This is a genomic window from Phytohabitans maris (assembly GCF_031085175.1).
Lineage (GTDB): Bacteria > Actinomycetota > Actinomycetes > Mycobacteriales > Micromonosporaceae > Phytohabitans > Phytohabitans maris.
Genome location: NZ_JAVHUY010000037.1, coordinates 74,183 through 100,680, shown reverse-complemented (window position 1 = coordinate 100,680; position 26,498 = coordinate 74,183). Strand labels below are relative to the sequence as shown.

The 26,498-nt window shown below is 68.5% G+C and carries 24 protein-coding genes; 14 read left to right on the top strand and 10 right to left on the bottom strand.

Annotated elements, in window-relative coordinates; genetic code table 11:
- Positions 1-221: 221 nt before the first annotated feature.
- The 5 genes from RB614_RS31775 to RB614_RS31755 all read right to left on the bottom strand — a co-directional run bounded on the left by RB614_RS31775 (position 222) and on the right by RB614_RS31755 (position 4,456).
- A complete protein-coding gene (locus RB614_RS31775; RefSeq protein WP_308716373.1) occupies positions 222-890 on the bottom strand; it encodes a GNAT family N-acetyltransferase in 669 nt (222 codons plus the stop codon).
- A 47-nt stretch (positions 891-937) separates the two neighbouring features.
- On the bottom strand, positions 938-2,371 hold the full coding sequence (locus RB614_RS31770) for an APC family permease (protein ID WP_308716372.1): 1,434 nt from the start codon (positions 2,369-2,371) through the stop codon (positions 938-940).
- Between the two features lie 109 nt (positions 2,372-2,480).
- Complete coding sequence (locus RB614_RS31765; RefSeq protein ID WP_308716371.1) at positions 2,481-3,143, bottom strand: GOLPH3/VPS74 family protein; 663 nt, start codon at positions 3,141-3,143, stop codon at positions 2,481-2,483.
- A 546-nt stretch (positions 3,144-3,689) separates the two neighbouring features.
- Positions 3,690-4,133 carry a hypothetical protein gene (locus RB614_RS31760; RefSeq protein WP_308716370.1) on the bottom strand — a complete coding sequence of 148 codons (444 nt, stop codon included), beginning with the start codon at positions 4,131-4,133 and terminating at the stop codon, positions 3,690-3,692.
- Positions 4,130-4,456, bottom strand: coding sequence for a hypothetical protein (locus RB614_RS31755; protein ID WP_308716369.1), 327 nt, complete (start codon positions 4,454-4,456; stop codon positions 4,130-4,132). The genes RB614_RS31760 and RB614_RS31755 overlap by 4 nt, the downstream gene beginning before the upstream one ends.
- Before the next feature lie 383 nt (positions 4,457-4,839).
- On the opposite strand from RB614_RS31755, the gene RB614_RS31750 reads away from it, so the two are divergent.
- The 3 genes from RB614_RS31750 to RB614_RS31740 are packed head-to-tail and all read left to right on the top strand — an operon-like array spanning position 4,840 to position 6,759.
- Complete coding sequence (locus RB614_RS31750) at positions 4,840-5,547, top strand: hypothetical protein (RefSeq protein ID WP_308716368.1); 708 nt, start codon at positions 4,840-4,842, stop codon at positions 5,545-5,547.
- A gap of 9 nt (positions 5,548-5,556) precedes the next feature.
- On the top strand, positions 5,557-5,991 hold the full coding sequence (locus tag RB614_RS31745) for a hypothetical protein (RefSeq protein WP_308716367.1): 435 nt from the start codon (positions 5,557-5,559) through the stop codon (positions 5,989-5,991).
- A gap of 9 nt (positions 5,992-6,000) precedes the next feature.
- Entirely contained in the window at positions 6,001-6,759 is a 759-nt protein-coding gene (locus tag RB614_RS31740; protein ID WP_428983149.1) for a 5-formyltetrahydrofolate cyclo-ligase, read from the top strand.
- Between the two features lie 490 nt (positions 6,760-7,249).
- Here RB614_RS31740 and RB614_RS31735 read toward each other — a convergent pair whose 3' ends face one another.
- Together RB614_RS31735 and RB614_RS31730 are read right to left on the bottom strand one after the other, a co-directional pair.
- Positions 7,250-8,122: a phosphotransferase enzyme family protein gene (locus RB614_RS31735; protein WP_308716366.1), complete on the bottom strand. Its 873-nt coding sequence runs from the start codon at positions 8,120-8,122 to the stop codon at positions 7,250-7,252.
- Positions 8,119-9,351 carry a helix-turn-helix domain-containing protein gene (locus tag RB614_RS31730; RefSeq protein ID WP_487379838.1) on the bottom strand — a complete coding sequence of 411 codons (1,233 nt, stop codon included), beginning with the start codon at positions 9,349-9,351 and terminating at the stop codon, positions 8,119-8,121. Before RB614_RS31730 ends, RB614_RS31735 begins: the two co-directional genes overlap by 4 nt.
- 439 nt (positions 9,352-9,790) lie before the next feature.
- Here RB614_RS31730 and RB614_RS31725 point away from each other — a divergent pair, with 439 nt between their 5' ends.
- From RB614_RS31725 to RB614_RS31710, 4 genes are all read left to right on the top strand, one after another.
- On the top strand, positions 9,791-10,582 hold the full coding sequence (locus tag RB614_RS31725) for a glycosyltransferase family protein (RefSeq protein ID WP_308716364.1): 792 nt from the start codon (positions 9,791-9,793) through the stop codon (positions 10,580-10,582).
- A 68-nt stretch (positions 10,583-10,650) separates the two neighbouring features.
- Positions 10,651-13,662: a pyridoxal phosphate-dependent decarboxylase family protein gene (locus RB614_RS31720; protein ID WP_308716363.1), complete on the top strand. Its 3,012-nt coding sequence runs from the start codon at positions 10,651-10,653 to the stop codon at positions 13,660-13,662.
- The gene (locus RB614_RS31715) at positions 13,659-14,171 is read left to right on the top strand and encodes a nucleotidyltransferase domain-containing protein (RefSeq protein ID WP_308716362.1); all 513 of its coding nucleotides are present in this window, start codon (positions 13,659-13,661) and stop codon (positions 14,169-14,171) included. The genes RB614_RS31720 and RB614_RS31715 overlap by 4 nt, the downstream gene beginning before the upstream one ends.
- Positions 14,172-14,178: 7 nt before the next feature.
- Entirely contained in the window at positions 14,179-14,901 is a 723-nt protein-coding gene (locus RB614_RS31710; RefSeq protein WP_308716361.1) for a sulfotransferase family protein, read from the top strand.
- Between the two features lies 1 nt (position 14,902).
- Here RB614_RS31710 and argS read toward each other — a convergent pair whose 3' ends face one another.
- Entirely contained in the window at positions 14,903-16,627 is a 1,725-nt protein-coding gene (gene argS / locus RB614_RS31705; protein ID WP_308716360.1) for an arginine--tRNA ligase, read from the bottom strand.
- 118 nt (positions 16,628-16,745) lie between these two features.
- On the opposite strand from argS, the gene RB614_RS31700 reads away from it, so the two are divergent.
- From RB614_RS31700 to RB614_RS31685, 4 genes are read left to right on the top strand one after another with little or no spacing between them, the layout of a single operon-like run.
- Positions 16,746-17,894, top strand: coding sequence for a glycosyltransferase family 4 protein (locus RB614_RS31700; protein WP_308716359.1), 1,149 nt, complete (start codon positions 16,746-16,748; stop codon positions 17,892-17,894).
- Positions 17,891-19,570 carry a hypothetical protein gene (locus RB614_RS31695; protein WP_308716358.1) on the top strand — a complete coding sequence of 560 codons (1,680 nt, stop codon included), beginning with the start codon at positions 17,891-17,893 and terminating at the stop codon, positions 19,568-19,570. Before RB614_RS31700 ends, RB614_RS31695 begins: the two co-directional genes overlap by 4 nt.
- Positions 19,567-19,785 (top strand): hypothetical protein, encoded by a 219-nt coding sequence (locus tag RB614_RS31690; RefSeq protein ID WP_308716357.1) that lies wholly within the window; start codon positions 19,567-19,569, stop codon positions 19,783-19,785. The genes RB614_RS31695 and RB614_RS31690 overlap by 4 nt, the downstream gene beginning before the upstream one ends.
- Entirely contained in the window at positions 19,782-20,504 is a 723-nt protein-coding gene (locus RB614_RS31685) for a phytanoyl-CoA dioxygenase family protein (RefSeq protein WP_308716356.1), read from the top strand. Before RB614_RS31690 ends, RB614_RS31685 begins: the two co-directional genes overlap by 4 nt.
- Before the next feature lie 215 nt (positions 20,505-20,719).
- Here RB614_RS31685 and RB614_RS31680 read toward each other — a convergent pair whose 3' ends face one another.
- The gene (locus RB614_RS31680) at positions 20,720-20,905 is read right to left on the bottom strand and encodes a hypothetical protein (protein ID WP_308716355.1); all 186 of its coding nucleotides are present in this window, start codon (positions 20,903-20,905) and stop codon (positions 20,720-20,722) included.
- A gap of 740 nt (positions 20,906-21,645) precedes the next feature.
- On the opposite strand from RB614_RS31680, the gene RB614_RS31675 reads away from it, so the two are divergent.
- Both RB614_RS31675 and RB614_RS31670 read left to right on the top strand, forming a co-directional pair.
- A complete protein-coding gene (locus tag RB614_RS31675) occupies positions 21,646-22,443 on the top strand; it encodes a hypothetical protein (RefSeq protein ID WP_308716354.1) in 798 nt (265 codons plus the stop codon).
- A 261-nt stretch (positions 22,444-22,704) separates the two neighbouring features.
- On the top strand, positions 22,705-23,682 hold the full coding sequence (locus tag RB614_RS31670; protein WP_308716353.1) for a hypothetical protein: 978 nt from the start codon (positions 22,705-22,707) through the stop codon (positions 23,680-23,682).
- 166 nt (positions 23,683-23,848) lie between these two features.
- Here the strand turns inward: RB614_RS31670 and RB614_RS31665 are convergent, their stop codons facing one another.
- Positions 23,849-24,580 (bottom strand): hypothetical protein, encoded by a 732-nt coding sequence (locus RB614_RS31665; RefSeq protein ID WP_308716352.1) that lies wholly within the window; start codon positions 24,578-24,580, stop codon positions 23,849-23,851.
- 943 nt (positions 24,581-25,523) lie between these two features.
- Between RB614_RS31665 and RB614_RS31660 the strand changes: the two genes are divergently transcribed.
- Complete coding sequence (locus RB614_RS31660) at positions 25,524-26,312, top strand: hypothetical protein (RefSeq protein WP_308716351.1); 789 nt, start codon at positions 25,524-25,526, stop codon at positions 26,310-26,312.
- Positions 26,313-26,498 lie beyond the last annotated feature (186 nt).

The following is a 26,498-nucleotide window of genomic DNA, read 5'->3' as shown; positions in this document are numbered from 1 at the left end:
CCAGACGCGGCGTGGGCACGCCCGGCCCGGGGAGGCGGGTGGTTCGGGGTGCTGCCACTGCGCTTCCCTTCGACCCCGACCGGTTGTCCGCCCGCCGGATGGGGGGAAATCCGGCCGGCAGACAGTCCATAGTGGAGCGCCAAGACGGGTTGTTGTCGGCGTGGCCTCCAGTCGGGTAGTGAGCAGGACCCATGCACGCACGCCGGTACAGGTTTCGAGCACTAGCCTGGAACGACGCCGTCGACCACCGTCGACCCTCCAATCTGCGATGTCCGCTCATCGTGTGCGACAGCACGTCGCACCATCCCCCACATCGGCGGTCCGCTATCGGGAAGGAAAAACGGGGTCCCCCGACGTGGTTGGTAGCCATGCCGGACGTACAGGTCGACCGCACCGGACGAGGTGGCGACCAGGTAGGCGGGCAGGCCCGCCGTGTCGAGTCGCTCGTTGCGGTGGCGCAGCAACGCGCTGCCCAGGCCGGTGCACTGCCGGTCCGGGTGGACGCCGAGCCAGGCCAGGTAGTGGTGCGGTGTGCGGGGATGGTGGGCGGCGAAGGTGTCGTCGAGGAGCCGGAACCGGTCCGCGTACGGGCCGCAGGCGGTGGTGCGGAGCTGGTCGTAGGCGGCCAGGTCCGGTGGGGTGTAGGCGTAGTCGAACCAGACCGAGGCCGCGTCGACCGGGTCGGTGACTTCGATGTAGCCGTGTGCGAGGGTGAAGCCGACCAGCGCGCGGCACAGCCGCTGGTAGACGGTGCGGCGTTCGTCCCGGTCGGGTATCAGCCACGGGGCGTCGGGGGTGTCCAGGAACGCCTCGACCAGGATCTTGGTGATCTGGTCGGTGTCCGCGCTGGTGGCGATACGGACGTGCGGGCCGGCGGGTGTGTCGGTCACGGCAGGGGTTTCCTCACAGGTGTCGTCGGTCGAAGCGGGGGTCTTCATCAGCGGTTCACCGAAGCGGCGGTGGTGGGTGCGTCGGCGCCGCTGCCGACCCGGGCGTACACGTCGGGGCGGGTACGGTGCAGCCAAGCCGCCAACGCCAGCCCGGCCAGAGCGGCGGCCAGGTAGCCGCCGGGAATCACCCACCGGGCCGGCGAGCCGGGATCGACGTCGAGCAGGATGGGGAACTGGTCCAGGCTGGCAACCAGGACGACGGCCAGCAGCACCCCGGAGATCGTCGGGGCGACCCGCCGGTGCAAGGCGGTCTCGCCGGTGAACGGGGTCCGGTGGAAGTAGACGATCACCGCGACGCTGGTGGCGGTCATCAGGATCAGCACACCGAACCCGCCCGCCACGGTCCCCCAGAACAGCAGGTGGGTCAGCGGGTCGTCGAACCCGGCCGCGAGGTAGCCGACCAACACCACGACCGCGATGAGGCTATGCACCAGGGACGCACGGGCGGGTGCACCGGTGTGCCGTCCCGCAGTGCCCAACACGGCGGGCAGGACACCTTCGCGGCCCAACGCGTACAGGTAGCGGGCGGCGGTGGCGTGGAACGCCAAAGCGGCGGCGAACAGCGAGGTCAGAAACAGCAGCTGGCCCAGCTGGACCAGCGGCGCCACCACATGGGGCGAGACAAGCTCGAAAATCAGCTGCGGACCATGGGCCTGGGCTTGGGTTTGGATGTTGTCCGGCCCGGCCGCGACGGTCAACGCCCACGCCGAGCCGGCGTACAGGCCGCCGGTGAGCAGCACCGCCAGCCGGGTCGCCCGGGCCACCGTGCGGCGCGGGTCTTTGGCCTCCTCGGACATGACCGTCGGCAGCTCGATACCGGTGAAGCTGGCCGTCACCCCGACCAGGGCGACGAACCCACCCGCCGTCGCCACGATATGCGCCGGGGACAACGGCCCGACCGCGATGTGGCCCTGGTCGGGGTGGGTCAGCATCACCAGGTCGTAGACCAGCACCACCGCGACCTCGCCCAGCAGCAGCACCCCGAGCACCCAGCCGGACAGGTCCACCTTCCGCGTCCCCAACACCGCGATCGCCGCCAACGCGGCGAACCCACCGGCCCACCACGGCACCTCCACCCCGGCGACCACCGCGATGACGTCGGTGAAGACCGCACCGAACCCAGCCACCAGACCGACGTGCATCACCGGATACGCCAGCAACGCCACCCCGCCGGCGGCCAGACCCGCCCGCGGACCCAGGCCGCGGCCGATGTACGCGTACAGCGAGCCCGCCGTGACGATGTGCCGGGCCAGGGTGGTGTAGCCGACCGACCACAACAGCAAAATCACCGCCATCACCAAATAGGCGGCTGGGATGCCCGCAAAGCCGGTATCGGCGTAACCGGTACTCACCCCACCCGCGATCACGGTCAGCGGCGCGGCGGCGGCGACCGCGAAGAACACCAGCGAACTGGTGCCCAACCGGTTAGCCCGCAAAGCCTCGGCCACGCTGAACCGGGCTGCACTTTCTCTGATCGACACGGACAACTCCAAGACCTTGGTGAGAGCGATCGAAACGGCCGGCCGGGGGTCAAAGGCTTAGCTGTGGGTGGCGAGCCGTCAGCACCGCACGGCCGGCCGCCGCACGGGTGTGTTTCACCAGATCGGCCAATGCCGGGGGCATGTCCGGCCAGCGCAGCCACTCGGCCAGCCGCTCCCGCAACACGCCCGGCGTGTTCGCCGGATACAGCAGCGCCTTCTCCAGCCCGCACGCCGACAACAACCCCAACAACGCCAACTCGTAGCTCACCAGCGGATAACCCTTACCCAGCCGAAAACGCAGACGCAACGCCGGCGCCAACGCCCGCGACGTGTCAGTCGCCACCCACGCCGAACCAGTCAGGCCCCGCCGCTGCGGCCTAACGTGCCCGGCCTCGGCCAACCGCCGGGTCACCTGCTCGTAGGAGTCCCGGGCCAGAAACGACAACCACGAAGCCAACGTGAAATCACTGGCCTCCCGGGCCAACAGCCGCACAATCGACTCGCCCAGCCCATCAACCGGCGACGGCTGCTCGACAGCCACCTCCAGCCGACCCTGCCCGATCCGGACATGCCGCCCCAACCACAACTCACCCAACAACCCGGCAGCCAACCCCAAACCCATACTGTCCGCATCGATCCAGGGGTTACCCGTGGTGTCCTCATGCCCGATCCGCCACAAGTCGTCGGCCAACGGACCCAACAGCATCGTCATCGCCGCTCCCACCAAACCCATGCACAGCCCACCCGTAGGACCGCGACCGCCAACGGCCTGGCCGCCGACATCCACAAAGGACGACCACGGGATCGGTGTGCCGTTGACCGGTGTCGTCCTAGCGGGCTGTGCCGCCCCTTGCTGCGAGGCGGCACAGCCCAACCCCAGCCCGGGTCGGGTGCGATACCGACCGGGACGGTCCCGCAATCCGAACTACCCAAGGGCTGAGGGGTGGATGCCACCGGCGGCCGTAAACCGCGAGCGGCACCTTCGATAGCCGTCGAACCCTTCTGAAGGCGCGGACCAACCCATTGCTGGCGAACCACTGCGACCGGCAGGTGCACGGCGCTTCGTCGTCCTTCCCCGCTTGATCCCCAACGACCGTGAGAACCCTGGTTCACGTCTGCTCGGCCAACTAGCACCCCACCGAAACGGCCGCCGGCGACCGCGCCGGGCGTGACCATCTGGCCACACCCATCCTCTATCGCGCTACGCCATCGGCTGTCACAAACAGTTGTGACAGCCATACGGAGGCCTGCGGACGCGCTACACATCGTGCGGCCTCCCCAAGGACCCAGGGTCGTCAGGACCGAGCGGTGGCCTCGGCGGCGGGTCGTCGGGCTCGGCAACAGTCAGCACCGTCAAGTCAGTGCCGGTCAGCACGGCCAGCCGTAACACGACCGCGCGCAAGTCCGACAGCCGTACCCCGGACAACACTTCCCGGGCGGCCCGACGTTCGGCCTCGACCAACGGCCACAATCGAGACAGCGTCCCCCCACTCTGCAGTGAACTGTCGCAGCGCACCGCGAGGTCCCGCGGCGGCCACCGCTCGGCCAACTCCACGGCCGCGATCAAAGCTCGGCTGTGCACCACCGCGGTGGCCAACTGTTCCTGCGAACGCTGCCGCGACAGTCGTAGCCGGCGCAGTTCGGCGCCGAACAGCTCCCGTGCCGATGACGGCCGCCTCTGCAGCTCGATGTCGTCGCTCACGGCTGCTCCCAGGCGCCGGCACACCGGTTCAGGCTCGGCCAGCGCGCCGACGCATTCGGCACGTCAGCAGTGGCGCGCAGAGAGGGCAAGCGATCTGGGTGGATGGTTGGGCAGCGATTGACCAGCCGCGCAACCATGTACGAGCCGCCGGTGGTTCTATTGACGTCACGAGGTGACCACTCGTCCTTCGTCAGGTCATCATCGGCGCCGTGAGGATCGAGCGCTTGATGGGAGCTCAGCGGGTCCGCGATGACCGCCAGGTTGCGGACGACACGTATACGGGCCCGCACCGGTGCCAGCCCGACGTGCTGCCAAATGCTCACGATCCCTGACGCCCCCCAAAGCCCTCTACCCGCTCGCACTGACGTCGCTGTGGTGGGCTGCCCGGCCGGGCGGAGGCTTCGTCTCGTCCGGCCGGGGCCAGTCCAATACGCCGCCGTTGCTCACACGCTCTGCCAGAGTTCACCGTGATCGCGCTGGGGGCATCGACATCTGCTGGTGTTGATCCTGCGACGCGAACAACAGCGCCGGGAATGCGATGGCGTACCGGTCTTGTGCCGGTCTTGTGCTACCCGCACTCCCCCGAACGCCATTAGGCTGACGTGGTGACCTGGCCCCGCAACCTCGCCCTGTCGGAGATGCTCCAGTGACCACGGTGGTGCGGTGGTCCGGCCGGGAAGCGCGGGCCCTTCGAGAGGCGCGGCGCATGAGCGTACGTGCGTTCGCCGCGCACCTGGGCGTGGCGGTCGCATCCGTGACGAACTGGGAACGGCGCGGCGAGGTGATCCGGCTACGCGACGAGACCCAGCAGATCCTGGACACCGACCTCAGCCGCGCGTCCGATGACGTACGAGCCCGATTCGAGACCGCCGTCGCCGGCCTGCCCGCACCGCCGGCCCTGCCACTGCCCCGCGACGGCGCACGGCGGCTGGAGTTTGTGATGGCCCACCCGCGCAGCATCGACCTGGTCACCGTCGCCTACTTGCGGGAACACGTGGCCGCACTGGACGCCGAATACGATCGGGCGCCATCGGCGTCCCTGCTCGGCACCGCCGGACAGCGACACGGCCAGATCAGCTTCCTCAGCACTCACGCCGCCAACACCCGCGTACGCCGCGACCTGCTCGCGGCCGTGGCCGAGTCCGCGACATTGATGGGCCAACTGGTATGGGACGCCTCACTGCGCCGCGACCACACCACCGCACTGTCCTATCTCGACCAAGCCGCCCAAGCCGCCGACGAATGCGGCGACCGCCTAGCCGCCGCCCGCGCGCAGCTTCGACGCAGCTACATAGCGCTATACGGCCGCAAAGACCCAATCGCCGGGCTGGACATGGCCACCCAAGCCGTCAACGCCAGCCGTACGGCCGGCAGCAACGTCGTCGCCGGGCAGGCGCTGCTCCACGTGGCATAGGCCCACGCGATGCGCCGGCGCACGCAACCCTGCGAAGCCGCCCTCAACGCCGCCGAGGACCACTTCAGCCAAATCCACAACACGGACGGCGCGGCATTCCTGTACAGCCCAACAGACCTGAGCCGGATGGCCGGCTCCTGCTACCTGTTCCTCGACAACGCACCGAAAGCGGCGGGCTACCTGACCGAAACGCTGGCCCGCACCGGCGTCCAGACCAAAGCCGCCGCGGTCGCGGCGGCCAACCTCGCGCTGGCTCACACCCGTCAGGGAAAGATCGACGAGGCGACAGCAAGCCTGCACCAAGCCATCGACATCATCGAAACCACCCGCGGCGGCGCCGGCCTGACCGTCGCGTTCGGCGCCGGCAAGGCGCTGGCCCCCTGGCACCACCACACCGCCGTCCGGCAAGTCCACGACCGGCTACTCACCCTGATGACCGGATAAGGGGCACACATGAGCGATGAGGTGTCGAGCCAGCAGGCCAAACAGGAAATCCGCGAGCAGACATGGTCCCTACTCGAGCGCCACAACGCCGTCGAGCCCGGCGTGTCCGGCCACATCCCCGCCTTCGTCGGTGCGGACGCCGCCGCCGCCCGCCTGACAACCCTGACCGCCTGGTCGACCGCCCACACGATCAAAGCCAACCCCGACCGGGCACAACTCCCCGTACGGGCGCTCGCGCTGCAAGGCGGAAAGACCGTCTACATGGCCGTACCCAACCTCGCCACCATCAGACCGTTCTACCTACTCGACCCCGCCACGCTTCCAATCCCCCCGACCGAGGCAGCCGCGCACCAAGCCGCCGCGACATTCGCCCCAACCATCGCCGTCGAAAACGTTCCAGGCATCGATCTGATCGTGTGTGGCAGCGTAGCCGTCAACGCTACCGGGGCCCGCATCGGCAAAGGCGCCGGCTACTCCGACCTCGAACTGGGCCTGCTCGCCGACGCCGGCAAGATCGGGACGAACACCACCATCGTCACCACCGTGCACCCCCTCCAGATCATCGACCGACCAATACCAGAGACCGCACACGACTTCCGCGTCGACGCCATCATCACACCAGAAACGATCATCACCTGCCCCGGCAGCCGCCGACCGGCCGGCATACTCTGGGACCACCTCCCCGAAGGCAAGATCACCGCAATCCCGGTGCTGGCCAGCCGCCTGCAAAACCGTGACGACACGGGGGCGAAGCAGCGATGGTCGTAGCGGGCCAATGGACCGGCCGCGAGGCGGCCGCGCTGCGCCAGGCACAGCGCATGAGCATCCGCGCGTACGCCGCGCAACTTGGCCTCGCCGTCGCGACAGTCTCGAACTGGGACAGCAGGGGTGAACGGGCTCGCCTCAACACCGAAACGCAGCAGCTGCTCGACATTGACCTGCGTCGCGCCTCCCATGACGTTCGGGAGCGGTTTGAGGCAATACTGGCTAGCGAGGCGGATGAGGTGAGACGGCGCGAGATCCTGATCACCGGCAGCGCGGCCATGGTCGGCACACTAGCGCAGGGCGTCCAAGGCGCACTAGCGCAGGGCGTCCAAGGCGCGGATGCTAACGCGTCGTGTCTCGCGCAGGACCCTGGCCTCCTGGCCGGTCCGCAGGGGTTATTGGGCGGCCATGTCGGCGTGGATTCGAGCAGGTCGTTGACGGCGTGTGCAGCCTTGGTGCGTTTCAGTCGCCTGTGGCGTCGGGCCGGTGATGGTCATGGGACTCCGACCCATCCCCATGGTCGGGGTCCTTGTTTTCCCTGTATACATCGGAGTCGGTAGCGAGCTTGAGCAGTAACGTCTGGCCGGTCGGCGGCGATCTGGATTGCGAAGGTGACCTTTCGTAGTTCGCGTGCGTCGCGGAGGATCTGGAATCCGTCCCAGGTGGTGACGTCGTAGCCGTAGCTCGCAGAGAACTGGGCCCATTGCTCGGCGGTCATGTCGCCGAAGGTCGTGTAGTCGACGGCGATGGATGTCAGGTCCCATTCGGGGGGGCCGAGGGCGAAACGTTCGAGGTCGAGCAGGATCGGTTCATGGTCTGCGACGACAACGTTGCCGGCCCATGCGTCGCCGTGTACAGCGCACCACGGCAGCCCGGCAGGAAGGTCGGCGAAGCGGGCCTCGAGGTCGGTGAGGTGGTCAAGAAGCCAACGGCGGTCATGGGGCTCGAGTGCAGTGGCCTCGGTGATGCGTTCGCGTTGACGGACGAACGGGGCGATGGGTGGGAGATCGAAGTCGGGTGCCGGCAGCCGGTGGAGGCGGCGTAGGACGGTGGCCAGTTCGCCGAGAGTGCTGTAGCGGTGGGCGGGCAGCTCCCGCCAGAACGTCACCGCCCGGCCATCGACGGCTACTGGCTGTTTGAGGTCGGGGAGTGCCTCCACGACCGGCACGCCGAGGGAAGCAAGCCAGCGGGAGACGCGGACCTCCTTCTCCGCCGCGGGGAGCTGCCCGTGGCGGGTGACGCGGGCCACGATGCCGCCTTGCAACCGGTAGAGCGTGTTCTCGGAGGATCGGATAATCTCGGCGCCACGATGGTCGAGCCCGACTGCCTGGCAGGCGGCACGGAGAATGTCGTCGGTGGCGTTCACTGGTCGTCCAGGACTTCGGTGATCCGGTCGCGCAGGTTCTCCACTTCCGTCATGGTGCGGTGGCGGCCGGCGAGTCGGCGCAGTTCGCGGACGTCATCGATGGCACGACGTGAACGCAGGTCCGCGATGTCGTCGAGTGCCTTGTGCCCGACGGCGGCTGCCTTGCGCGGGTCGCCGGTGATCATGGTGAGGCTGGCCAGCTTGATTCGGGACATGGTCCGGGAGCGGCCGTACTCCGGAGTGTGGTGCGCGACGGAGTACGCCAGGCGCGGCGCGGCCTCGGTACGCCGTCCTCGGACGGACAGGTCCCACAGCGCGTGTCCGGTGTCGCCGTGATGCTGGGCGTGGTCGTAGAAGGCCATCCACGGCGGATCGTCGGCGGGCTTGGCATGCGCGAACGCCTCGTCCGCGACGCCCACAGCGGTGAGGGTTTCGTGGTGGCGGCGCATCTTTGCCAGCGCACGGGCGCGAAGCGTATGCAGTGAAGCCCGCTCGGTCGCCGTGAGCTGGTCACTACGGACCAAAGCCTTCTCGACATAGATAAGTCCGTCATCGGGGTTACCGCACCAAATCGCCTGCCGCGCGCGCATCGACAGGATCGAGGCCCGTACGTGCCAGTTCCGGGACTCCTCAGCGCACTGGAGGCTGAACTCGAACGCTCGTCGCGCGTCGGTATGGGCGTAAGCGTCGAAGGCCATGAACCCGGCGATCCCGCCGAGCTCGGCAACGGCGGCGAACAGATCACGGCGAACCGGCTCCGGGCTGTCGACGTGCAGCAGCTTCGCGCACCAGCTCAGCTGTGCGAAGACTGCCTCGCGGGCGAGCCCTCCACCGTGCGCGTTGTCCCAGGACGTGAACAGGTCAGCCGCCAGCCGAACCTGCGCGATCTCCTTGCGACCAACCTTTCTCGGCACCGGAGTCGGCTCTACCGGGCTGAACCCGCCCAAGTTCGCCAACGGCGTTGCCGTGCCCTGGGTCTGCAACCTTGTGGGGGTCGCGGGTGTAGCCGCGCTGAGCGCGGCTTCGAAACGCTGCCGTACGTGTTCGTCGGCCCGGCTGAGGTCGCGGTCGAGGATCTGCTGGGTCTCGTCGCGGAGCCGGATTCGGTGGCCGCGCCGTTCCCAATTGGTCACGGAGGCGACGGCGACCCCAAGGTGGGCCGCGAAGGCCCTGAGGCTCATGCGCCGCGCCTCACGAAGAGCCCGACCCTCCCGGCCGGTCCACCTCACCACCGTGATCACTGACGTCTCCCGAAACCACGCCAAAGCTTTGTGGGATCGCCCGTGAGACTAGTGGAGATCACGTGGGTGAAGCCAGTACAAGACGAGGACAAGACCAGTACACCATAGTGTTTTGGGCTCTGCTCTACGCGTCGCAGAATCGAACCTGACGGTTACTTGGCCTGGCACCTGGGCGGCCCACGGGTATTCAGGTTCCCCCTTTCGGCGAACGGCTTCAGCCTTATCAAGAGGTGATCGTGGATCTACACCGATGGCCGGCGCTCCCTGCACTCTTCGCTCGATCTTCAGGAGCGGGTTGCTGATGGGCGGACCAGCGTGGGAGTAACGCGGGAAGCGCGGAGGGAAAGGTGCCGCTGCGCTCGTTCGCTTGACCGAGTTGTCGCCGGCATCGCGGCGTACACCTCTCCTACTCATGCGGAAGAGGCTGATGGACAACCCGACGTTTCAGATCGCGTTCCTGTTCCACTCCGGACTCGACCTCCTCAAGACGACACTGCCACGATGCCTCGAAGCGCTGACCGGCGGAACGTCCCAGTCGTTCGAGGTCGTGATACGGGCCGACGGAACCCCTGCGGATGTCGCCGAGCAGCTTCCGGCGCTGCTGGACGTGTGGGGCGTGGACGAACTGCAGCTACGCCGCCGTCACCGGCATGTAGCGAGCGGGGATGCGTCGAACAACGGCCACCGCCGCTGCTTCAGCCTGCGGGCGCCGTATCTGATCGTGGTCGAGGACGACGTGGTCATGTACCGGACCGAGAGCTCGTTCGACGTGTTGACCGCGTGCCGCGAGCTGTTCGAGCGGCATCCGCAGGTTCCGGTGCTGTCCAAGGTGAACGACTACGACCAGTGGTCGTGGAAGCTGGCGGACGAAGGCCCGCCCGTCGAAGCTGGGGTGCGGTCGGTCAATCGGCTGTCGACGCACTTCATCGCGTACCACGTGGCACGGTTCGTTCCCGTCGCGGAACGCTTCGGGGCGTGGGACCTTGACGTGTTCATCGATCGTCCGGATCTGAGCTACAACTGGGAGGATCTCGTCTCCCACGTCGGTACAACGGGTGGGCGGCAGATCGCGTTTCCGGAGGCGTGGCCGCTGGACGTGTTCCATTGCGACCGCAAGGTCGCCTCCGGTTCGATGTACCACACCCAGCGCCCAGCGGTGAAAGCCGAGATCCTGGCCGAGCTGGAGCAGCGGTACCGACCGACAGGGACGCCGGCGTGACTCTGACGACGTCTCAGGTAGAGGTTGCCGCCGCGCGCCGCGCGGATCGGGTCGCAGCGTGGCGGGCGATGCTGTCCTCATCAGGCACGCTGTCGGAGCGGTTCGCCGACCGGTACGCGGTCGTCCTGGCGCAGCTCGAACCGGGCGCACCGCCTGAGGCCGTCGACTCGGCACGCGCAACGGTCGCGGACAACCCGGGTGGCGCCGCGGCGCTGCTGGCGGGAATGCCACACCCGACTGCAAACGACCACCGCAGCGGCAGCGCCCCCACGGTCGTCGGCGCCGACCCGGTCCAGGATCTCGTGGCGTCCTGTCCTGACGTCACCGGGTTTGTTACGGGACGGCCACGCCTCGAGCAGACAAACGTCCCCATCCATCCCGGGCGGCAAGCACACCTGGTTCGCGTCGCAGGCCACGACCTGGTCGCGCTGAGGTGGCCGGCCGACACGGTCGCGGCGCGGTCGCGGCATCAGAGCCGGATGGCGCCGGTGCTGTCCGCCGCGTCGCGGGCGGCGCCGCTCAGCATCAAGGCGCACGACGAGTACGCGGTCGTCGACGTGCCCGGCGGCGATCCGTGGGTCTTCGCGCCCCATCTTGGGCTCACGTTGGAGGACCGCCTGCGCTCGCGGGACCTCGACGGTGCCGAGCGTGCGGCGCTCGTGATGTCGCTCGCCGCGCTGCGCGCAGCGATGATCGACCATGGCGTCGTGTGGCAGGGCTTCGCGCCCCGAAACATGTTCCTGCGTAACGACCAGATCGTGCTGATCGACTTCGAGGAAACCGTCGACGCCCGGCACGATCCCGTGCGGGCGGCGGAGTGTCTACTGTGGCACCGGGTCTTCTTCGCCGACTGCCTCACCGCCGAGGAGAACGCGCGGCTGTTCACACTCGTCGACGGTGAGCCGGACGTGCCGGACGGCCATCCGATGCCCGCGGATGACTTCGAACGGGCGCTGCTCGGCGTCACGACGGTCACCTGGCGCCAGCGTAGGGAGCAGCTGGAGGCGAGCGTCGCGCTGGAAGGCCGGCACACCCGTCCTGCTCCAGATCGGGACGGTGGCGTCCTGTACGGGCACGAGCTCGGCCACTTCTGGGGCGACTTTGTCCCCGTCGAATTGGAGGCGCGACTCTTCCGCCATCTGACCGCGGTCACCGACTCGGCCCAGCTCGTCGCGTGTCTGGAGGCGTTCGAGGCTGCCATGGAAGCCGACATCTGCCGCAGCCTTCGCCACCGAGCCAGCAGCACACACGACATGTCGGCCATCCGGACCGCCGCGCTCGTCGAGGTTCTTGACGCCATCGGCACGGAGCGCCTCGCCGCCCACCGGATGCAGACCGCGCACTGGTACCAGCGCCTTACCACCGATCCGGTCCATCTCGTTGACGAGCTGTTGCACGCCGCTGGGACCGCGATCGGCGGGCTCGATCGCGAGCTGCTGGACACCTACCTGGTCGGAAGCGGCGCGGCGCGGAAGACGCACGCGGAGTCGCTGGCCGCGGCCACCCGCATCGGCTTGGACTTCATCCACCGCCCCGACCACGGTGAGCCGTACCTGCGGTACCGCCCACCGGCGGACCTGATGGCTCTACTCGATCGGCCGCTGCCATCCGAAGGTGCTGACCTGGACACGGTCCTGGCGGAGCTGGAAGCCGAGATCGCCCGCTACTCGGTGTCGCAGTCCCACCCGCGGTATCTGGCGTTCCCGGACTCGGGCAACGCCATCGCGGCGATGGCCGGTGGCCTGCTCGGCCGGCTGCTCAACCAGAATCTGATCGCGGTTGACCGCAGCGCACCCGCGGCGACCTTTGTCGAGATCCAGGTCATCGAGTGGCTGCGCGATCTGGTCGGGTACGAGGCCGCGCCGTTGACGAGCCTGCGTGGGGTCAAGGACGTGGCGGGCCTGTGGGCGACCGGTGGCCACCTGTCCAACCACCTCGCGATGCTGGTGGCGCTCAGCCGGCGGTTCCCGCAGGTGCGTCGGCAGGGCCTGCCAGGTGTGGGCATCCGGCCGACGGTCGTCATGGCCGGTCCGATCGCCCACTACTCCCACAGCGACGCCGCGTTCCACCTGGGTCTGGGCTGGGACAGCATCGTCAGCGTCGGCGCTCGTTCCGGGTACACCACGGATCCGGCGGCCGTCGAAGCGGCCTTGACGGATCCGCCGGCCGGGACGACCCCGTTCATGGTGGTCGGGGTCGCCGGAAACTGCCGCACCACCGGCTTGGACGACCTCGCGACGCTCGCCGCGATCTGCCGCCGCCACGGTGTCTGGTTCCACGTCGATGCCTGCCACGGCGGCAGCCTCATCTTCAGTGAACGGCTGCGCCAACGGCACCTGGCCGGCATCGAACAAGCCGACTCTGTGTCCCTCGATCCGCACAAGGGACTGTTCACGCCCTACCCGTCCTCGTACGTGCTGTTCCGGGAGCGCGGCGTCCTGACCCAGTTCAGCCGGCACGAGACCGCTGTGCTGGCCGACGACTGTTGGGACCTCGGCCTGATCACACCGTTCCTCGGCTCCCGTGGGTTCGAGAGCCTCGCAACCTGGATGCTGCTGCGCCACGTCGGTGTGCGGCGCCTCGGTGACCTAGTGGAGAGCCGCCAGGCCCATGTGCGCTACCTGGAACGACGCATCGACGAGGCCGGCCTGTTCGTGTCCCTCAACGACGTCGACTTCTACCGCCTGGCGTTCGTCCTGTGCCCGCCCGCGGTCCGGCAGGCGATACGGGAGCTTGCTCCGGAGCGCAGGCGTCATGCGGCCCACGTCGTCAGCCGGTACACGTCGCGGTTGAACACGATGCTGTACCAGTCAGGCGAGGCCTGCTTCGACGAGCACACCTTGGCGGACCTGGCTGATCGGGTCGGCGCCGGCACGGACGTCAGCTACACGATCATGGCCGCGTGTCCGGGAAACCCGCTGATCACCCAAGCCGACCTCGACGACGCGGCGGACCTGCTGGCACGGACCGCGAAGCCGCTCGTGCCGGCCATGCTTGCCGCCATCACCGGCGCCGAGCCAACCGGCGGCGATGGTCGGGGGACCGTCACCGGACCTGCGGGCTGGAGCGACGCGCCGTGAACACGCGCGTAGTCGCAGCCTTCCTCGACGAACGGCTCGGTGTCGACCTGGTCGCCGCCTTCATCTACGGCTCGGTCGCCGCCGGTCGCGCCGGCCCGGGCAGCGACCTCGACTGCTTCGTCCTGATCAAGAAGCCACTCGGCACCGCCCAGATGAAGCTGGTCAAGGCCGAGTTCGGGATCCTTCAGAGCGGTCTGGGCTACGTATCCGATCCCGACTACCCGATCGAGCTGTTCACCGTCGACGCCTGCCACGCCGTGCTCGGCAGCGACCTGCTCAACCAGGTCCTCAGCGAGGCCGCCACAACCGGCAACGTCGACCCGCAGATAGCCGAACACGACCACGTCGAGGTGCTCCGGGCGCTCCTGGACCACCGTATCGTCGTCCGGGACGCGCCCGCGCTCGACCTGCTCACCACGCTGGCGCACGACGTGCTCAACCGGCGCCCAGCGCCGGGACAATTGCGTCGCACACTCGGGCTGGATAGAGAGCCACCGATTCGGCTATGAAGCTGGGGTGGAGCGGCTGGTTGCGTCACCGGTGTTCATCCTGAGTTCGATCCGGTCCGGGTCGACACTGCTGCGCTGCGTGCTCGACACTCACTCCCACATCCACGCTCCCCACGAGCTGCACCTGGTGGACCTGACGGTGGGGATGGACAGCCAGTTCGCGCGGCTGGCCATGCAGGTCGCGCAGCTCGACGAGCGCAAGCTGGAGCACCTGCTGTGGGACCGGCTGCTGCACCGGGAGCTGACCCGCTCCGGCAAGCACCTGGTGGTCGACAAGACCCCGACGAACCTGCTGCGCTGGCGCCGCGTCGCCGAATGCTGGCCCGAGGCCCGCTACATCTTCCTGCTGCGCCACCCGGTACACGTGGTCGAGTCGGCGATCGCGGCCCGGCCCCATGCGACACCCGCTGAGTCGGCCGAACTCGTCGAGCTATTCCTGACCCACCTCGGCCACGCGCGGCAGGCGCTGTCCGGCATCACCATCCGCTATGAGGACTTCACCGCCGAGCCGGAGCGGGTGAGCCGGGAGCTGTGCGCGTACCTCGATGTGCCGTGGGAGGCCGACATGATCGAGTACGGCAAGGGCGACCACGGCCCGTTCCTGTCCGGCATCGGAGACTTCACCGAACGGATCCGCACCGGTCGGGTGCTGCCCGGCCGGGCGCTGCCGTCGGACGCCGAGATACCCGAGGGATTGCGGCCGTGGTGCCGCGCCCTCGGGTACCTGTAGCTCACATGCGGTCGGGGGTGCCGATGCCGAGCAGGCCGAGTCCGCGACCGAGCACCCGGGCGGTCAGGTCGCTGAGCGCGAGCCGGCTCTGGCGTACCTGGCCCTCGGCGCGCAGGACCGGGCACTTCTCGTAGAACGCGGTGAACGCTGTCGACACGCCGTAGAGGTAGTTGGCGAGCCGGTGGAACTCCAGCGACTCGGCAACCTCGACGACCACGCCCTCGAAGGCAAGCAGCTCGATCGCCAGTGCCCGCTCCGCCGGCTCGGCGACGGTGATCGCGGCCAGGTCCCGTACCGGCGTGACCTCGCCACGGCGGAAGATCGACAGGATCCGGGCCCGTGCATACTGCAGGTAGGGAGCGGTGTTGCCGTCGAAGGACAGCATCCGCTTCCAGTCGAACACGTAGTCGCGGGTGCGGTCGTTGGACAGGTCGGCGTACTTGATGGCACCGATTCCGACCATCCGCGCGACCTCGACGCGGGTGGACTCGTCGAGGTCGGGATTCTTCTGCTCGATCAGCGCCGCCGCCCGCGCGACCGCCTCGTCGATCAGGACGACGAGCTTGATCGTGTCGCCGGCCCGGGTCCGGAAGATCTTGCCGTCCGGGCCGAGCACCGAGCCGAACCCGATGTGTGCGGCGCGTGCCGGCGGCTTCAACCAGCCGGCCTCCTTAGCGGCCTCGTACACCATCTCAAGGTGCTGCCGCTGCGGCAGCCCCACCACGTAGAGCAGGCGCGTGGCGTCCAGTTCCTGCGTCCGGTAGCGGATGGCGGCGAGGTCGGTGGCGCCGTAGCCGAACCCGCCGTCGCGCTTTTGCACGATGATCGGCAGCGGGTCGCCTTCCCGGTTGGTGAACCCCTCGGGGAAGACCACCTTGGCGCCGTCGCTGTCCCGCAGCAGCCCGAGCCGGTCCAGTTCCTCCACGACCGGGACGAGCATGTCGTTGTAGAAGCTCTCGCCGGCGAAGTCCTTCTCGGTCAGGCAGACGTCCAGCCGGTCGTACACGGCCAGGAAGTACTTCTCCGACTCGTCGACCAGCAGCCGCCACAGCCGCCGGGTCTGCTCGTCCCCGCTCTGCAGCGCGACGACCCGGGTCCTGGCACGTTCCTTGAACGTGTCGTCGGCGTCGAACTTGGCCCTGGCCGCCTGGTAGAAGGTGTTGAGGTCACCCAACGACAGCTCATGGGCCGCCTCGGACTCGCCAATATCGAGCAGATGCTCGATCAACATGCCGAACGGGGTGCCCCAGTCCCCGAGATGGTTGGCCCTGATCACCCGGTGGCCGAGCCAATCCAGCAGCCGGACCGCAGCATCCCCGATCACCGTGGAACGCAGGTGACCGACGTGCATCTCCTTGGCCACGTTCGGCGCCGAGTAGTCGACCACCACCGTGTCCGGGACCGCGGCCGGCTGGACACCGAGCCGCTCGTCCCGGCTCATCCCGGCTAGCAGGGGGGCGAGCGCCTCGTTGGCCACGGTCAGGTTGATGAACCCCGGCCCGGAGATCTCCACCGACGCGCACAGATCATCGAGCCGCGCCGCCCGTACCACATCGGCGGCGATGTCCCGGGGCTTGCGCCCCAGCTGGCGGGCCAGGGGGAGGGCGCCGTCTGCCTGGAAGTCCGCGTGCTGGGATCGGCGCAGGGTGGGGTCGGCCGGCTGGCCGGCCACCGCCTCGAAGGCGGACGCGAGCCGATCATGAAGCAGCTTTTCCAGGGTCGCCATGGGGTATCAATCTAGTCGACCGGCCGATTGCAGCTTGAGTGATTACGGTCGCGGCGCGAGCCGGCCGGCGCCTGTGGGGCCTGGCGACCAATCGTCTCGGCACCCGATACTGTTCCGCGTGTCGCGCCCGCTCTGTGTCTTCCTGCCCGAGATCGGCGTGATCAGCGAGACCTTCATCCGCTGGGACACCCGTGAGCTGCTGCCGGGCGGGACCGCCGTCGTCGCGGACCCCCCTCCCCGAGGCGAGACGGTCCTCCACGGCGCCGCCTGGGATGCCGGCGACTGTCCCGTCCTTGCCTTCGAGCCGCTGCCCGGCGACCCGGCACCGTCGGCCGTACGTCTCGACGCGGTGGCCGAGTTCCTCTCGACGCACCAGGTCGAGGCGGTTCTCGTGGAGTACCTGGACTTCGCCGACCGCTGGTTCGACTTCCTCCTCCGGCAGCCGGTCCGCGTGTGGCTACGGGGACACGGGGTCGACGTCTCGGCCAGGCTGACCGAACGCCGGTGGCGCGACGCCTACCGCCGGTGCGAGCAGGCGGCCGGGATCATCGTCCCCAGCCAGGTCGCCGCCAACGCCCTCAGAACCCTCGGGCTACCGCCCGAGAAGATCCACGTCGTCCGCTACAGCGTCGAAATCCCGCCGCCTCGCCCAGCCGCCGCCAGCGGCCGCGGCCCGGAGGTCCGCTGCCTAGCCGTCGGCCGCCTGGTGCCGAAGAAGGCGCCGCTGTTGCTGCTGGAAGCGTTCCGCGACGCGGCCAGCCAACATCGACACCTCGTCCTGGATTTGGTTGGTGACGGCCCGCTGATGGGCGAGGTCCGCCGTTATGTGGCCGGGTACGAGCTGACCGGGCTGGTTCACCTCCACGGCCGGCTCCCGCACCCGGACACACTCGCCCTCATCCGAACTGCGGACATTCTTCTGCACCACGCCATCACGTCGCCGCAAGACGGGGACACCGAAGGGCAGCCGCTGGCGATCCTCGAAGCCATGGCCGCCGGGCTCCCGGTCATCGCCACAAACCACGCGGGCATCCCCGAGGCCATCGCCGACGGAGTCAACGGGCGACTGGTGGCCGAGCACGATGTCACCGCGATGGCCGCCAACCTACTCGATCTTGCCGACGACCCAGCCGAGCGGGATCGGCTCGGCCAAGCCGCACGCAAGACCATCGAAGAACGGCACGGCCCTGACCGAGCCCGGACGGCACTACTGACGCTGCTCGGACTCGCCGACGCCGACACGAGCGGGAGGGCCGGGACACGATGAGGAACGCGGTCTTCCTGGTCAAGAACGGCATCGGCTTCGGCCACATCCGCCGAGCCCTGCTGATCGCCGAGGCGATCCAGCACGCTGGCCAGCTCCGACCCATCGTTATCAGCCAGGCCAGCTCCCTGGCCCTGTACCGGAACACGCCAGTACGGGTGGTCAACTTCCCGCTGCTGCACCGGGTCCCATCGGCCATCGCCGAAGACCTCTACACCGACCTGCTGAACCGGCTGCTCGACCGGCTCGACCCTGCCGTGGCCATCGAGGACACCTACCCCGACGCCCGGTACCGGCAACTGCCATCTCTAGCAGACCGGCCCCGACTGCTGGTCATGCGACGCCTCGACGGGCTCTCCTTCGACCAGATCCGCCAACGCGGAGACTTCGCCCACTACGACCAAATCCTCATCGCCCAAGACCGCGACGCCTTCCACCAGGAAGGGCACACCGGCGACTCGCTGGCCGCCGTGGAGTCCAGCGGCCGGTTCACCTTCGTCGGCAACATCGCCCACACCCCAACCCGCGAAGAAGCGGCGGCGGCCCGGTCCGTCTACGCAGCCGGCGGCGCGCCACTCGTCATCGTCAACGGCGGCGCGGGCGGCGACCAGATGCCCGACGGGTACGGCGACCGCCTGTTCACCACCTGCCAGACGATCGCGGCACGCCTCGCCACGGAAGGACACCCCGCACAGTTCGTCCTCGTCACCGGCCCCTACTACGCCGGCCGCACGCTCCACGACACCGCCAACGTCACCGTCCGGCGGTACGAACCGCACCTGCCCGCCCTGCTCGCCGCCGCGGACGTCGCCGTCATCAAGCCCGGAAACAACGCGCTCTCCGAAGCACTGACCGGAACAGGCCAACTCGTCCTCGTGCCGGACACGTCGTTCATGGAAGGGCTCCACGAACACGCCCACCGCACCGCCGCCCAGATCGGCGCAGCCGTCGGAACACCCGACCGCGACAGCCTCGAACCGCTCATCCGCGAAGCTCTCAGCCGGGGCCCTCGGGTCCGAAGGCCTGCCGCGTCTGCGGCGGCCATTGACGCGGTGGTCCGGGCCATCCACGACCACGCCGAGTCGACTGGTCCCCCGGAGGTCCCGTCCAAGGTGCTGATGCTGGTCCTCATCGCACCCGGCTCTACCGAGCCGGACAAGCTGCGCGCCCAGTTGCCCGAGAGCCTCCGGAACGCGGTGGTTCTTGACAGCCGCCACGACGACGGCGTGGTCGGGCTCGCGTCGCTCAACACGAGCGGGCCCACGACAACTACACCTGGCGCGCCGGCGGCGGCGCTGGTGGACTGCGACCCAGGCGTGTCACCGCAGAGATTCGTGGATCAGGGCGTCCGCTTGCTCATCCAGACCGGCCCTTCGTCCGCAGTCGAGCGGTGGCTTCGACACCAGCCGCCCCTCCCGGCGTTGTTCCTCACTTCGGCCGAACTGGTCAACGCCCGCTCCGGCAGTCCGGACGTCGCCCAACGCCGGATCGCGAGGCTCCTGCGATCTACCGCCACCACAGTTGTGCTACTCGACCTTCGGGCGCTACCCGAGGCGGCGGTGGCGGACTACCTGACAACGCTCGGCGAATGGTTGGCATCGCAACCGCTCCATCTGGTCGGCGTGGACGCCATACGCGCCGAGCAAGCAAACCGGCTCCTGATGGGAGGACTGCGATGAACGACCGCCTCCGCGCCGACGCCGTCGAGCCGGAAACCACGACGGTCCGCACGTTCGCCGTGCGCCGCGACGACGACGATCTCAACACCTTCGTCGACACGATCATCGAACTGCTGGAACACGACGGAGTCCTCGTCGACCTGTCCCGGCACGACCACCGTGCCGACCTGATCGAACTTCGCGTATCAACATCCGAGCCGAGGAGCCAGACATGACCATCGTCGTCCCCACCCTGCTCGCCGACGAGGTCCGCCAACGCGGCTACGCCATCTGGCCAGGCTTCGCCACACCCGACCAGTGCACCGCCCTCAAGACCGCCGCCGACATCCTCGCTGGCGGCGAATACGCGAACCGATACCCGAAATCCACACGGGTATGGGACCTGTACCGGCACGACCCGATCTTCGCTGACATGCTCGTCAAGCCTGGGTTGGCCGACCTACTCGACAACCTCCTCGGCCGGCACTACCTGCTGTCCGACTACAGCCTCAACGTGGTCAACCCAGGCCAACCCATCGACGACTGGCACATCGACTACCCGTACAACGAAATGACCGACTTGGTCAACGGCGGCATACTCGGCCTCCAGTGCGTCCTGGCCCTTGACCCGTTCAACGAGCGCAACGGAGCAACCCGCCTCGTCCCCAGGTCACACAAACCACCCCGGCGACCCTCCGCGCCCTGGCCGACCACGGCCCAGACATTCCGAGCAGAGCCGGGAACCCTGCTGGTATTGGCGGCAGCGACCTGGCACCGCTCAGCCTTCAACTCCTCCGGACAGCCACGAACAGCGGTCCTGATGAGCTTCGTCGAACGATGGATCCGCCCACTCTCCGACCCACTACGACCCGACCTGTGGGTACACGACCAACGGCTCCAAGTGATGCTCGGCTACCAACGTCCCGCGGAAACGATCAACGGTGTACCCATCTGACCACCGGCGAACCGCTGGCACGGTGACGCACTAGCCCGCAAGACGTCGATCAATCCGGGATCGAACAGGCTACGGATCTGGGCGCGGCCTGCAACCAATGCCAGACCCTCGCTGTGACCATGAGCGACCAGGTCCATCCCCGGCTCGGAGCCGTGGCCGGCGGTGAAAGTGCCGAGCTCCGTAGTTCCGTCTGCTCGGAATCGGGGTATCGCAGATCACTGGCCTGCGGTACCCCGCCCGCGGCTGACCGGGTGCGAGGTGATCTGGATGCGGACCTCGCCGTCACCGGTGGCGGTGCAACGCCAGTCGTGCTCGTCATAGGAAAGGTTGACGGTGGCCGTCGGCTCCGGGCAGCGGCTGTCGTTACCCAACGGGACCACCGCCGGCGGCGACCCGGCCATGGCCGACAAGGCCAAAGGCGCCCGCAAGCGTGCTGGTGGGAATGGTCTACGAACCATGCACTCCCATTCGTCGAACGTCACCTGGGCGGTGGCAGCGCAATGACACGCCGCCCGGGTCTGCGACCCCGGCGGTCAGGCGTTCGGACCGCGCGAGAGCTACCATGGGCCAGGCAGCTCGCGCTTGCCTGTCTCCGTGCCGACCGACGCCCGCACCGTCCCGGCGTTCGCGGACAAGGGCCTCCGGCTCGCGCGCCAAACTTTGCGACCGTCTTTCATGTCGGCGCAGTGTGTGGGGCTGCCCGAAGGGTTGAAGACGATGGTCAAGAACAATGCCCGCAAGAAAGCGGCCAGGGCTCACGCACAGGCGACCGGTCTGCCGTACACGGTCGCCGCGCGGCGCACCACCCGGCATCGAGTGGGTCGGCTCAGCGCTGTCGGCGTGCATACCGAGCTGATGCAGGCGTTGCAGGTGGCGGGTTGGCCGGTGGAGTACGAAACCTTCCCCGAGAACGTGGAGTACCGCGGCTACGCCGGGCCGGCACGGCTCACCGTGGGCCGCGCCGACCAGGTCAGCAGCTTCGGCGGCGACGACCCGGACCCCGATGACGGCGACCGGCTGGACCTGTCCCGGCCGCCGCGGGTCGAGATGGCTGCGCCGCTGACCCCGTCCGGATTCGAAGCGCACGGCCAGATCGGCGGCGACCGTCCGACCGGCCAGGTGATCGCCGAGCTGGGCACGGATGCTCACCGACGCACGCGCCCGCGCGCTCGCGCGGGCCGTCAACCGAGCCGCCTGCAGCGTGTGCGGGGACGCCTACCCGTACGGCCACCTGCTGGCCGCCGCCGGCACCGAGGAGCTGCCGTTGTGTCCGGTCTACGCGTTCGACGGCGACGTGTTCGTCACCGGCTCGCACGCCAGCGCCTACCTGGCCTACCAGCTTGACCAGCTCGCCGCCACCGACCTGGCGATACCGGCCGGGTGGGCCGGGCCCGCGGCGTTGCTGGCCTGCGCAGCGCCGGCCGGGTTCGGTGACCGGCTACACGAGCGGTGGCGCGAGGCCGGCACATTCCTCATCCCCTCGCAGGATTGGTCGCAGCCGGAGCAGATCTGGGTGTGGCTGCCGCCCGCGGACCGGCCCGCCCCGCTGGACCGGTTCGGGCCCGGCGCCCGGCTGGGGGCAATCGTCAACGCACTCGACGCGCAGTTGCCCGGCCTGCGCCAGCGCGTGCGCGACATCGAGGCCGAGAACTGGCGTGAGGCGGGGCTGGACGAGAACGAACCGGTCCCGGACCGGTTCGTGGAGCAGGTGTGGCCGGCCGCCGTCGCGTACGCGATCTCCTTTGTCACCCAGGCGGGTGAACGTCCCGACCACCGGCCACCGCTGCAGCACCTGCTCGGCTCGTTCGACTCGCTGCCCGAGCACCTGAGCCTGATCGGCAGCCGGCTCGACGTCGACGACGTCGAGTCGACGCTCAGCGTCGGCATCGAGGTCATCATCGAAGCGCTGTGGCCGCACACCGGGCCGGCGATGCTCTGACCCAGGTGCTGGTCCCGGCCGGACTTCGCCCGCCGGTAGGGCTGGTCGCTGAGCGCCGCGAGGCGGCTGAGGGGGTATCTTGTCGGCGGGCGTCTGGTGGACGCCCGCCGGTGGCGCTACCCGCCCGTTGCGTGAAACCGGCGAACCGAGCCGCCGCTCGGCCACGAACGCAACCAACCCAACGACGTGGACTGTGGTAGCCGCGGGTGCGGCGTACGGGCGGGACGCTGAACCTTGCCGGCGGACAGGGATCGACACGTCATGAGCACCAACCGCACACACCGCACCCGGCTGGCCCGCGCCTTGGCCGCCGTCAGCGACATCCCCTACCAGACGGCGCTGACCCGGGTGGTCCGGGCCGCCGAGGCGGGACTGCTGCCCGACCCGCTCGACGCGGCCGGCATGCGCCACGCCCTCGACCTTCTTGCCGGCACCGGCGACCGGGCGGCCGGGACGAACTCGTCGGCGTTGGCGCTGGAATCCCGCTACTACCGGATGGCGCAGGTCTGCGGGGACCGGATGCAGCCCGGCGTCCCAGACCGGGTGGCCCGTGCCCGCGCCAAAGGCGTGCCCGCGGTACGCGTTCGGGGCAGCTACGACCCGGTCGAGATCCTCGGCGCGGTCATGGCCGACCAAGACGACCCCGATGCGGCTACCGACTGGTGGCAGCGCGTCGTCGCCGCCGGCACCCGCGACGACTGCGCCCTGACCGACCCGTACCCACCCGGAAGCGACCCGGACGGGTACCTGCCGATCGACCGCGCCCTCGACCGACGCGACGCCACCGGCGACGTCGACGCCTACGAACGAACCCTGAGGGCGATCACCCGCCGCGAGCCCCGCGACATCGACGCCCACGCCCACCTGGGCAACCTGTACCTGGACCTGGCCGACCCCACCGGCACGGTCACCGTGACCCCACCGCCCGATGCTCGGCAGCGGCAGGTATGGCTGCGTACCGCGCTGGGCCACTACCAGACCGCCGTCGGTGTCGCCGAACTCGCGTTGCCTGAACCGTTCACCGGCTTCCTACCCTGGGCCGAGTTGGACAACAGGCCGTTCTCCCGCGCCATGCACGGCTTGGCCCTCACGCTGTGGCGGCTGAGCCGCTTCGACGCCGCCGAACAAATACTGCTCAACATGCTGTGGCTCAACCCGATGGACAACCAAGGCGCCCGCATGTTGCTCGGCCCTGTCCGTGAAGGCCGAGCCTGGGCAGACTTCGACTCACGAGCCTAAAAGCCACGCGGTGTCAACACCGACTGGCTGGCACCGCGGGGCGCGGGCAAGACCGGACGTAGCAGCGCCATCGGCGCACGCCGCAGGCGGCACAACCAGCAGGGTTGGCCGAGCACGTAGCCGCGGACACCGCCAACCGTGATCATCAGCGAGATTGCCGGTCTGTTCAGCGCCGAAATGGCCTGCGTCCGTCTCGCGGCGGCATGTTGAGGAAGGTTTGGAACCACGCCTGTGGGCGGTAGTCACCCATGCCCGTTGCCCGGTTCAGTTCGGTCTCTGGGTCCTCGATGCCGTCCTTTTCCATGTCGAACAGGTCGAGGATGTCGTGGTCCTGGAAGAACACCTCGCTTGCCATGTCCCAGTCGTAGTCGTCGGGGTGCTCAGGCAACTCGGGCAACGTGTCGTCGATTCCGGTGCAGCCGTCTTGGACCGCGTCCGGCGCGTTCTGCAGCATCAGGTGCAGTGCCATCTCCTCGCCGGGGCAGGTTGGGCGCGGCCACCGGCCTGCCTCGATGTCTGCGGCGAGGTCGTCGAAGGCGCGGGCTGCCTGCCTGCGCCAGACCGCGTCCTGCTGCCACGTGATCCGGGGGTACTGGCCGAACAGGGCCCACCCGTCGTCGTCCGTGACCGGGTCGTCGCCGTACTCGGCGACGTCGTCATACCCACGGTCGGACAGAAGGTGGGCCATGGCCCACAGCACTGCCGCGGTGCGCGGGGTGAGCTGGAATCCACCGCACGCATCACAGGAGTCCTTGCCACACCGACAGACCGGGAACAGAGCCGCGAAGTCGGGGTTCGTCGACAGTTCCAAGCCAGCCTCGTCGACCTCAACGGTGCGGTCGGAACCTTGGACGATCTGAGCGCCTGGCACATCGGGAAGCAGCCCGAAGATGTCCACGAGCCACCCACAGCGGCGACGGTGTCGCCCTTGACCTCCGCTTGGCGCGCTTCACGTTCCCGGTCGCTGCCGAATTTACCGCGCTCCATGTGGGCGAGCGCCGCCGCGATCACGGCGGCCTCGTCGGCGATCTCCACGATCGCCTCGGCCGTGATCTTTGCCCGGTGGCCGGGCTGCGGGCCGCTGTTCATAGCCGCAGCGTAGTCGCCCACACCCTGAAGCACCTGGCGCTGAGCCCCATGACCGCCCGGACGGGGACATCGCAGCTCGGCGATCATGAAAGAACTGTTTCGTGTCCGTGAAAGCCAGCGGCTGGCGGTGCTCTGTCATTGACGAGGAATTCGCCCGTACCGGAGACGACCAGCCCGCCGATGCATGATGGACGCCGCGCGGGACCCTCCTATCGGAAGGGTAAGGGCTGCGCGCCCGGGTGAATACGAAGCGGCCACCTCAGGTACCCGGAGAAGCTAATCATCCGTTGGGACTCGCTGGCGTGCGGCCTGTGATCTGGGCGTGTGCGGGAGCCTTTCTTACTGGGTGGGTGGTCAGGTGTGGGCTGCCATCCGTGTTGGTCGTTTCAGGCGTCGGCGCCGACGTCGGAGCGGAGGGAGGGAGGCGGTGTCGTGGTCGCGTGTGCCGAGGTCTGGGGGTCCGTGGCAGGTTGTTCGTCGATCTTGACGATGTCGGCCAGGGGGTGCCTGCAGCTCCCACGCCGAGGGGGCTAGGGGACCTTTCGTTTCGCGACGACTCGACCTGGCCACTGACCGACTGCGGCATGGTTTATGCGTGCCGCCTTTCACGGCACTGGACCAGGCTGTCCGGCGTCCGTGGCCGTCATGGTTGGCTCGCTCGCGTCAGGAGGATATGGCTGCCATGATGGGTCACCTGTCATGACCGGCAGGCGTAGCGGTGAGAGGTTGTTGTGCGTAGCAGGGTTCAGAGTGTGACGCCAAAGAAGGCTGCCGAGTATCTGGAGCGCAACACGGCCAACCGGCCGCTGTCGAAGCGGACGGTGCGCGAGTTCGCCCAGGCGATGCGCCGCGGTGACTGGCAGGTCACGCATCAGGGCATCGCGTTCGACACCACCGGGGCGTTGGTCGACGGCCAGCATCGGCTGGCTGCCATCATCGAGGCCGACATCCCGGTCGAGATGACGGTGTTCACCGAGGTGCCGGTCGGGTCGTTCGACGTGCTGGACACTGGCAAACGTCGCAATGCCGCCGATGCGTTGGCCATCGAAGGGGAGAAGTCGGCGGTCATGCTGGCCGCCATGGTCCGCACCGTATGGCTGTACGAGCAGCGACCCGAAATGAGCTGGTCCGGCGGTGACGCAGCCGTGACCAACCACCAGATCGTGCAGACCCTGGAGCAGCATCCGAAGCTGCGCGATTTCATCTCTATCGGCGAGCAGATCTCCACCGCCACGGGCATGATCAAAAGCGCGGCGGCCGCCGCCAGCTACCTGGTAACAGAGGCCAGCAGCCGTGACCTGTCGCACTGGTTCGATGGCATTGTTGAGGGCACCGGCCTTGCCAAAGGCGACCCGCGGCTGATGTTTCGTCGGGTGATGTTCAACCACACCCGCAAACAAGCCGGACAGCCGCTACGCCGCCGGGAAACCCGCGAACACGTCACCCTCTACCTCAAAGCCTTCAACGCTTGGGCCACCGACACCCAGCTGACCCAACTCAGGTACACCCCCCGCGAGCCCGTCCCACCTGTCGTCGCCTAATGGCCAACCGCTGCGCCACCTCACCCCAGTCGTACCACCCACCCTGGTCGCGATAGCCGACCGGCCCGTCTACCGACTGGAAGGCCCGAATCTAACCGACCGGTACGCAGACCAGCCCCACGAGGTTGACTGCCGCAGGCTACGGGCGTAACGGTTTCGCGCTGGTCAACCGACGGAAGGGCACGC

What these genes read in the sequence shown, in the direction of transcription:
- RB614_RS31765 (WP_308716371.1), bottom strand. Translation starts at nt 3,143, where the DNA reads ATGACGATGCTGTTGGGTCCGTTGGCCGACGACTTGTGGCGGATCGGG.
- RB614_RS31750 (WP_308716368.1), top strand. Translation starts at nt 4,840, where the DNA reads ATGAGCGTACGTGCGTTCGCCGCGCACCTGGGCGTGGCGGTCGCATCC.
- RB614_RS31745 (WP_308716367.1), top strand. Translation starts at nt 5,557, where the DNA reads ATGCGCCGGCGCACGCAACCCTGCGAAGCCGCCCTCAACGCCGCCGAG.
- RB614_RS31740 (WP_428983149.1), top strand. Translation starts at nt 6,001, where the DNA reads ATGAGCGATGAGGTGTCGAGCCAGCAGGCCAAACAGGAAATCCGCGAG.
- RB614_RS31725 (WP_308716364.1), top strand. Translation starts at nt 9,791, where the DNA reads ATGGACAACCCGACGTTTCAGATCGCGTTCCTGTTCCACTCCGGACTC.
- RB614_RS31720 (WP_308716363.1), top strand. Translation starts at nt 10,651, where the DNA reads ATGCTGTCCTCATCAGGCACGCTGTCGGAGCGGTTCGCCGACCGGTAC.
- argS (WP_308716360.1), bottom strand. Translation starts at nt 16,627, where the DNA reads ATGGCGACCCTGGAAAAGCTGCTTCATGATCGGCTCGCGTCCGCCTTC.
- RB614_RS31695 (WP_308716358.1), top strand. Translation starts at nt 17,891, where the DNA reads ATGAGGAACGCGGTCTTCCTGGTCAAGAACGGCATCGGCTTCGGCCAC.
- RB614_RS31690 (WP_308716357.1), top strand. Translation starts at nt 19,567, where the DNA reads ATGAACGACCGCCTCCGCGCCGACGCCGTCGAGCCGGAAACCACGACG.
- RB614_RS31685 (WP_308716356.1), top strand. Translation starts at nt 19,782, where the DNA reads ATGACCATCGTCGTCCCCACCCTGCTCGCCGACGAGGTCCGCCAACGC.
- RB614_RS31680 (WP_308716355.1), bottom strand. Translation starts at nt 20,905, where the DNA reads ATGGCCGGGTCGCCGCCGGCGGTGGTCCCGTTGGGTAACGACAGCCGC.
- RB614_RS31675 (WP_308716354.1), top strand. Translation starts at nt 21,646, where the DNA reads ATGCTCACCGACGCACGCGCCCGCGCGCTCGCGCGGGCCGTCAACCGA.
- RB614_RS31670 (WP_308716353.1), top strand. Translation starts at nt 22,705, where the DNA reads ATGAGCACCAACCGCACACACCGCACCCGGCTGGCCCGCGCCTTGGCC.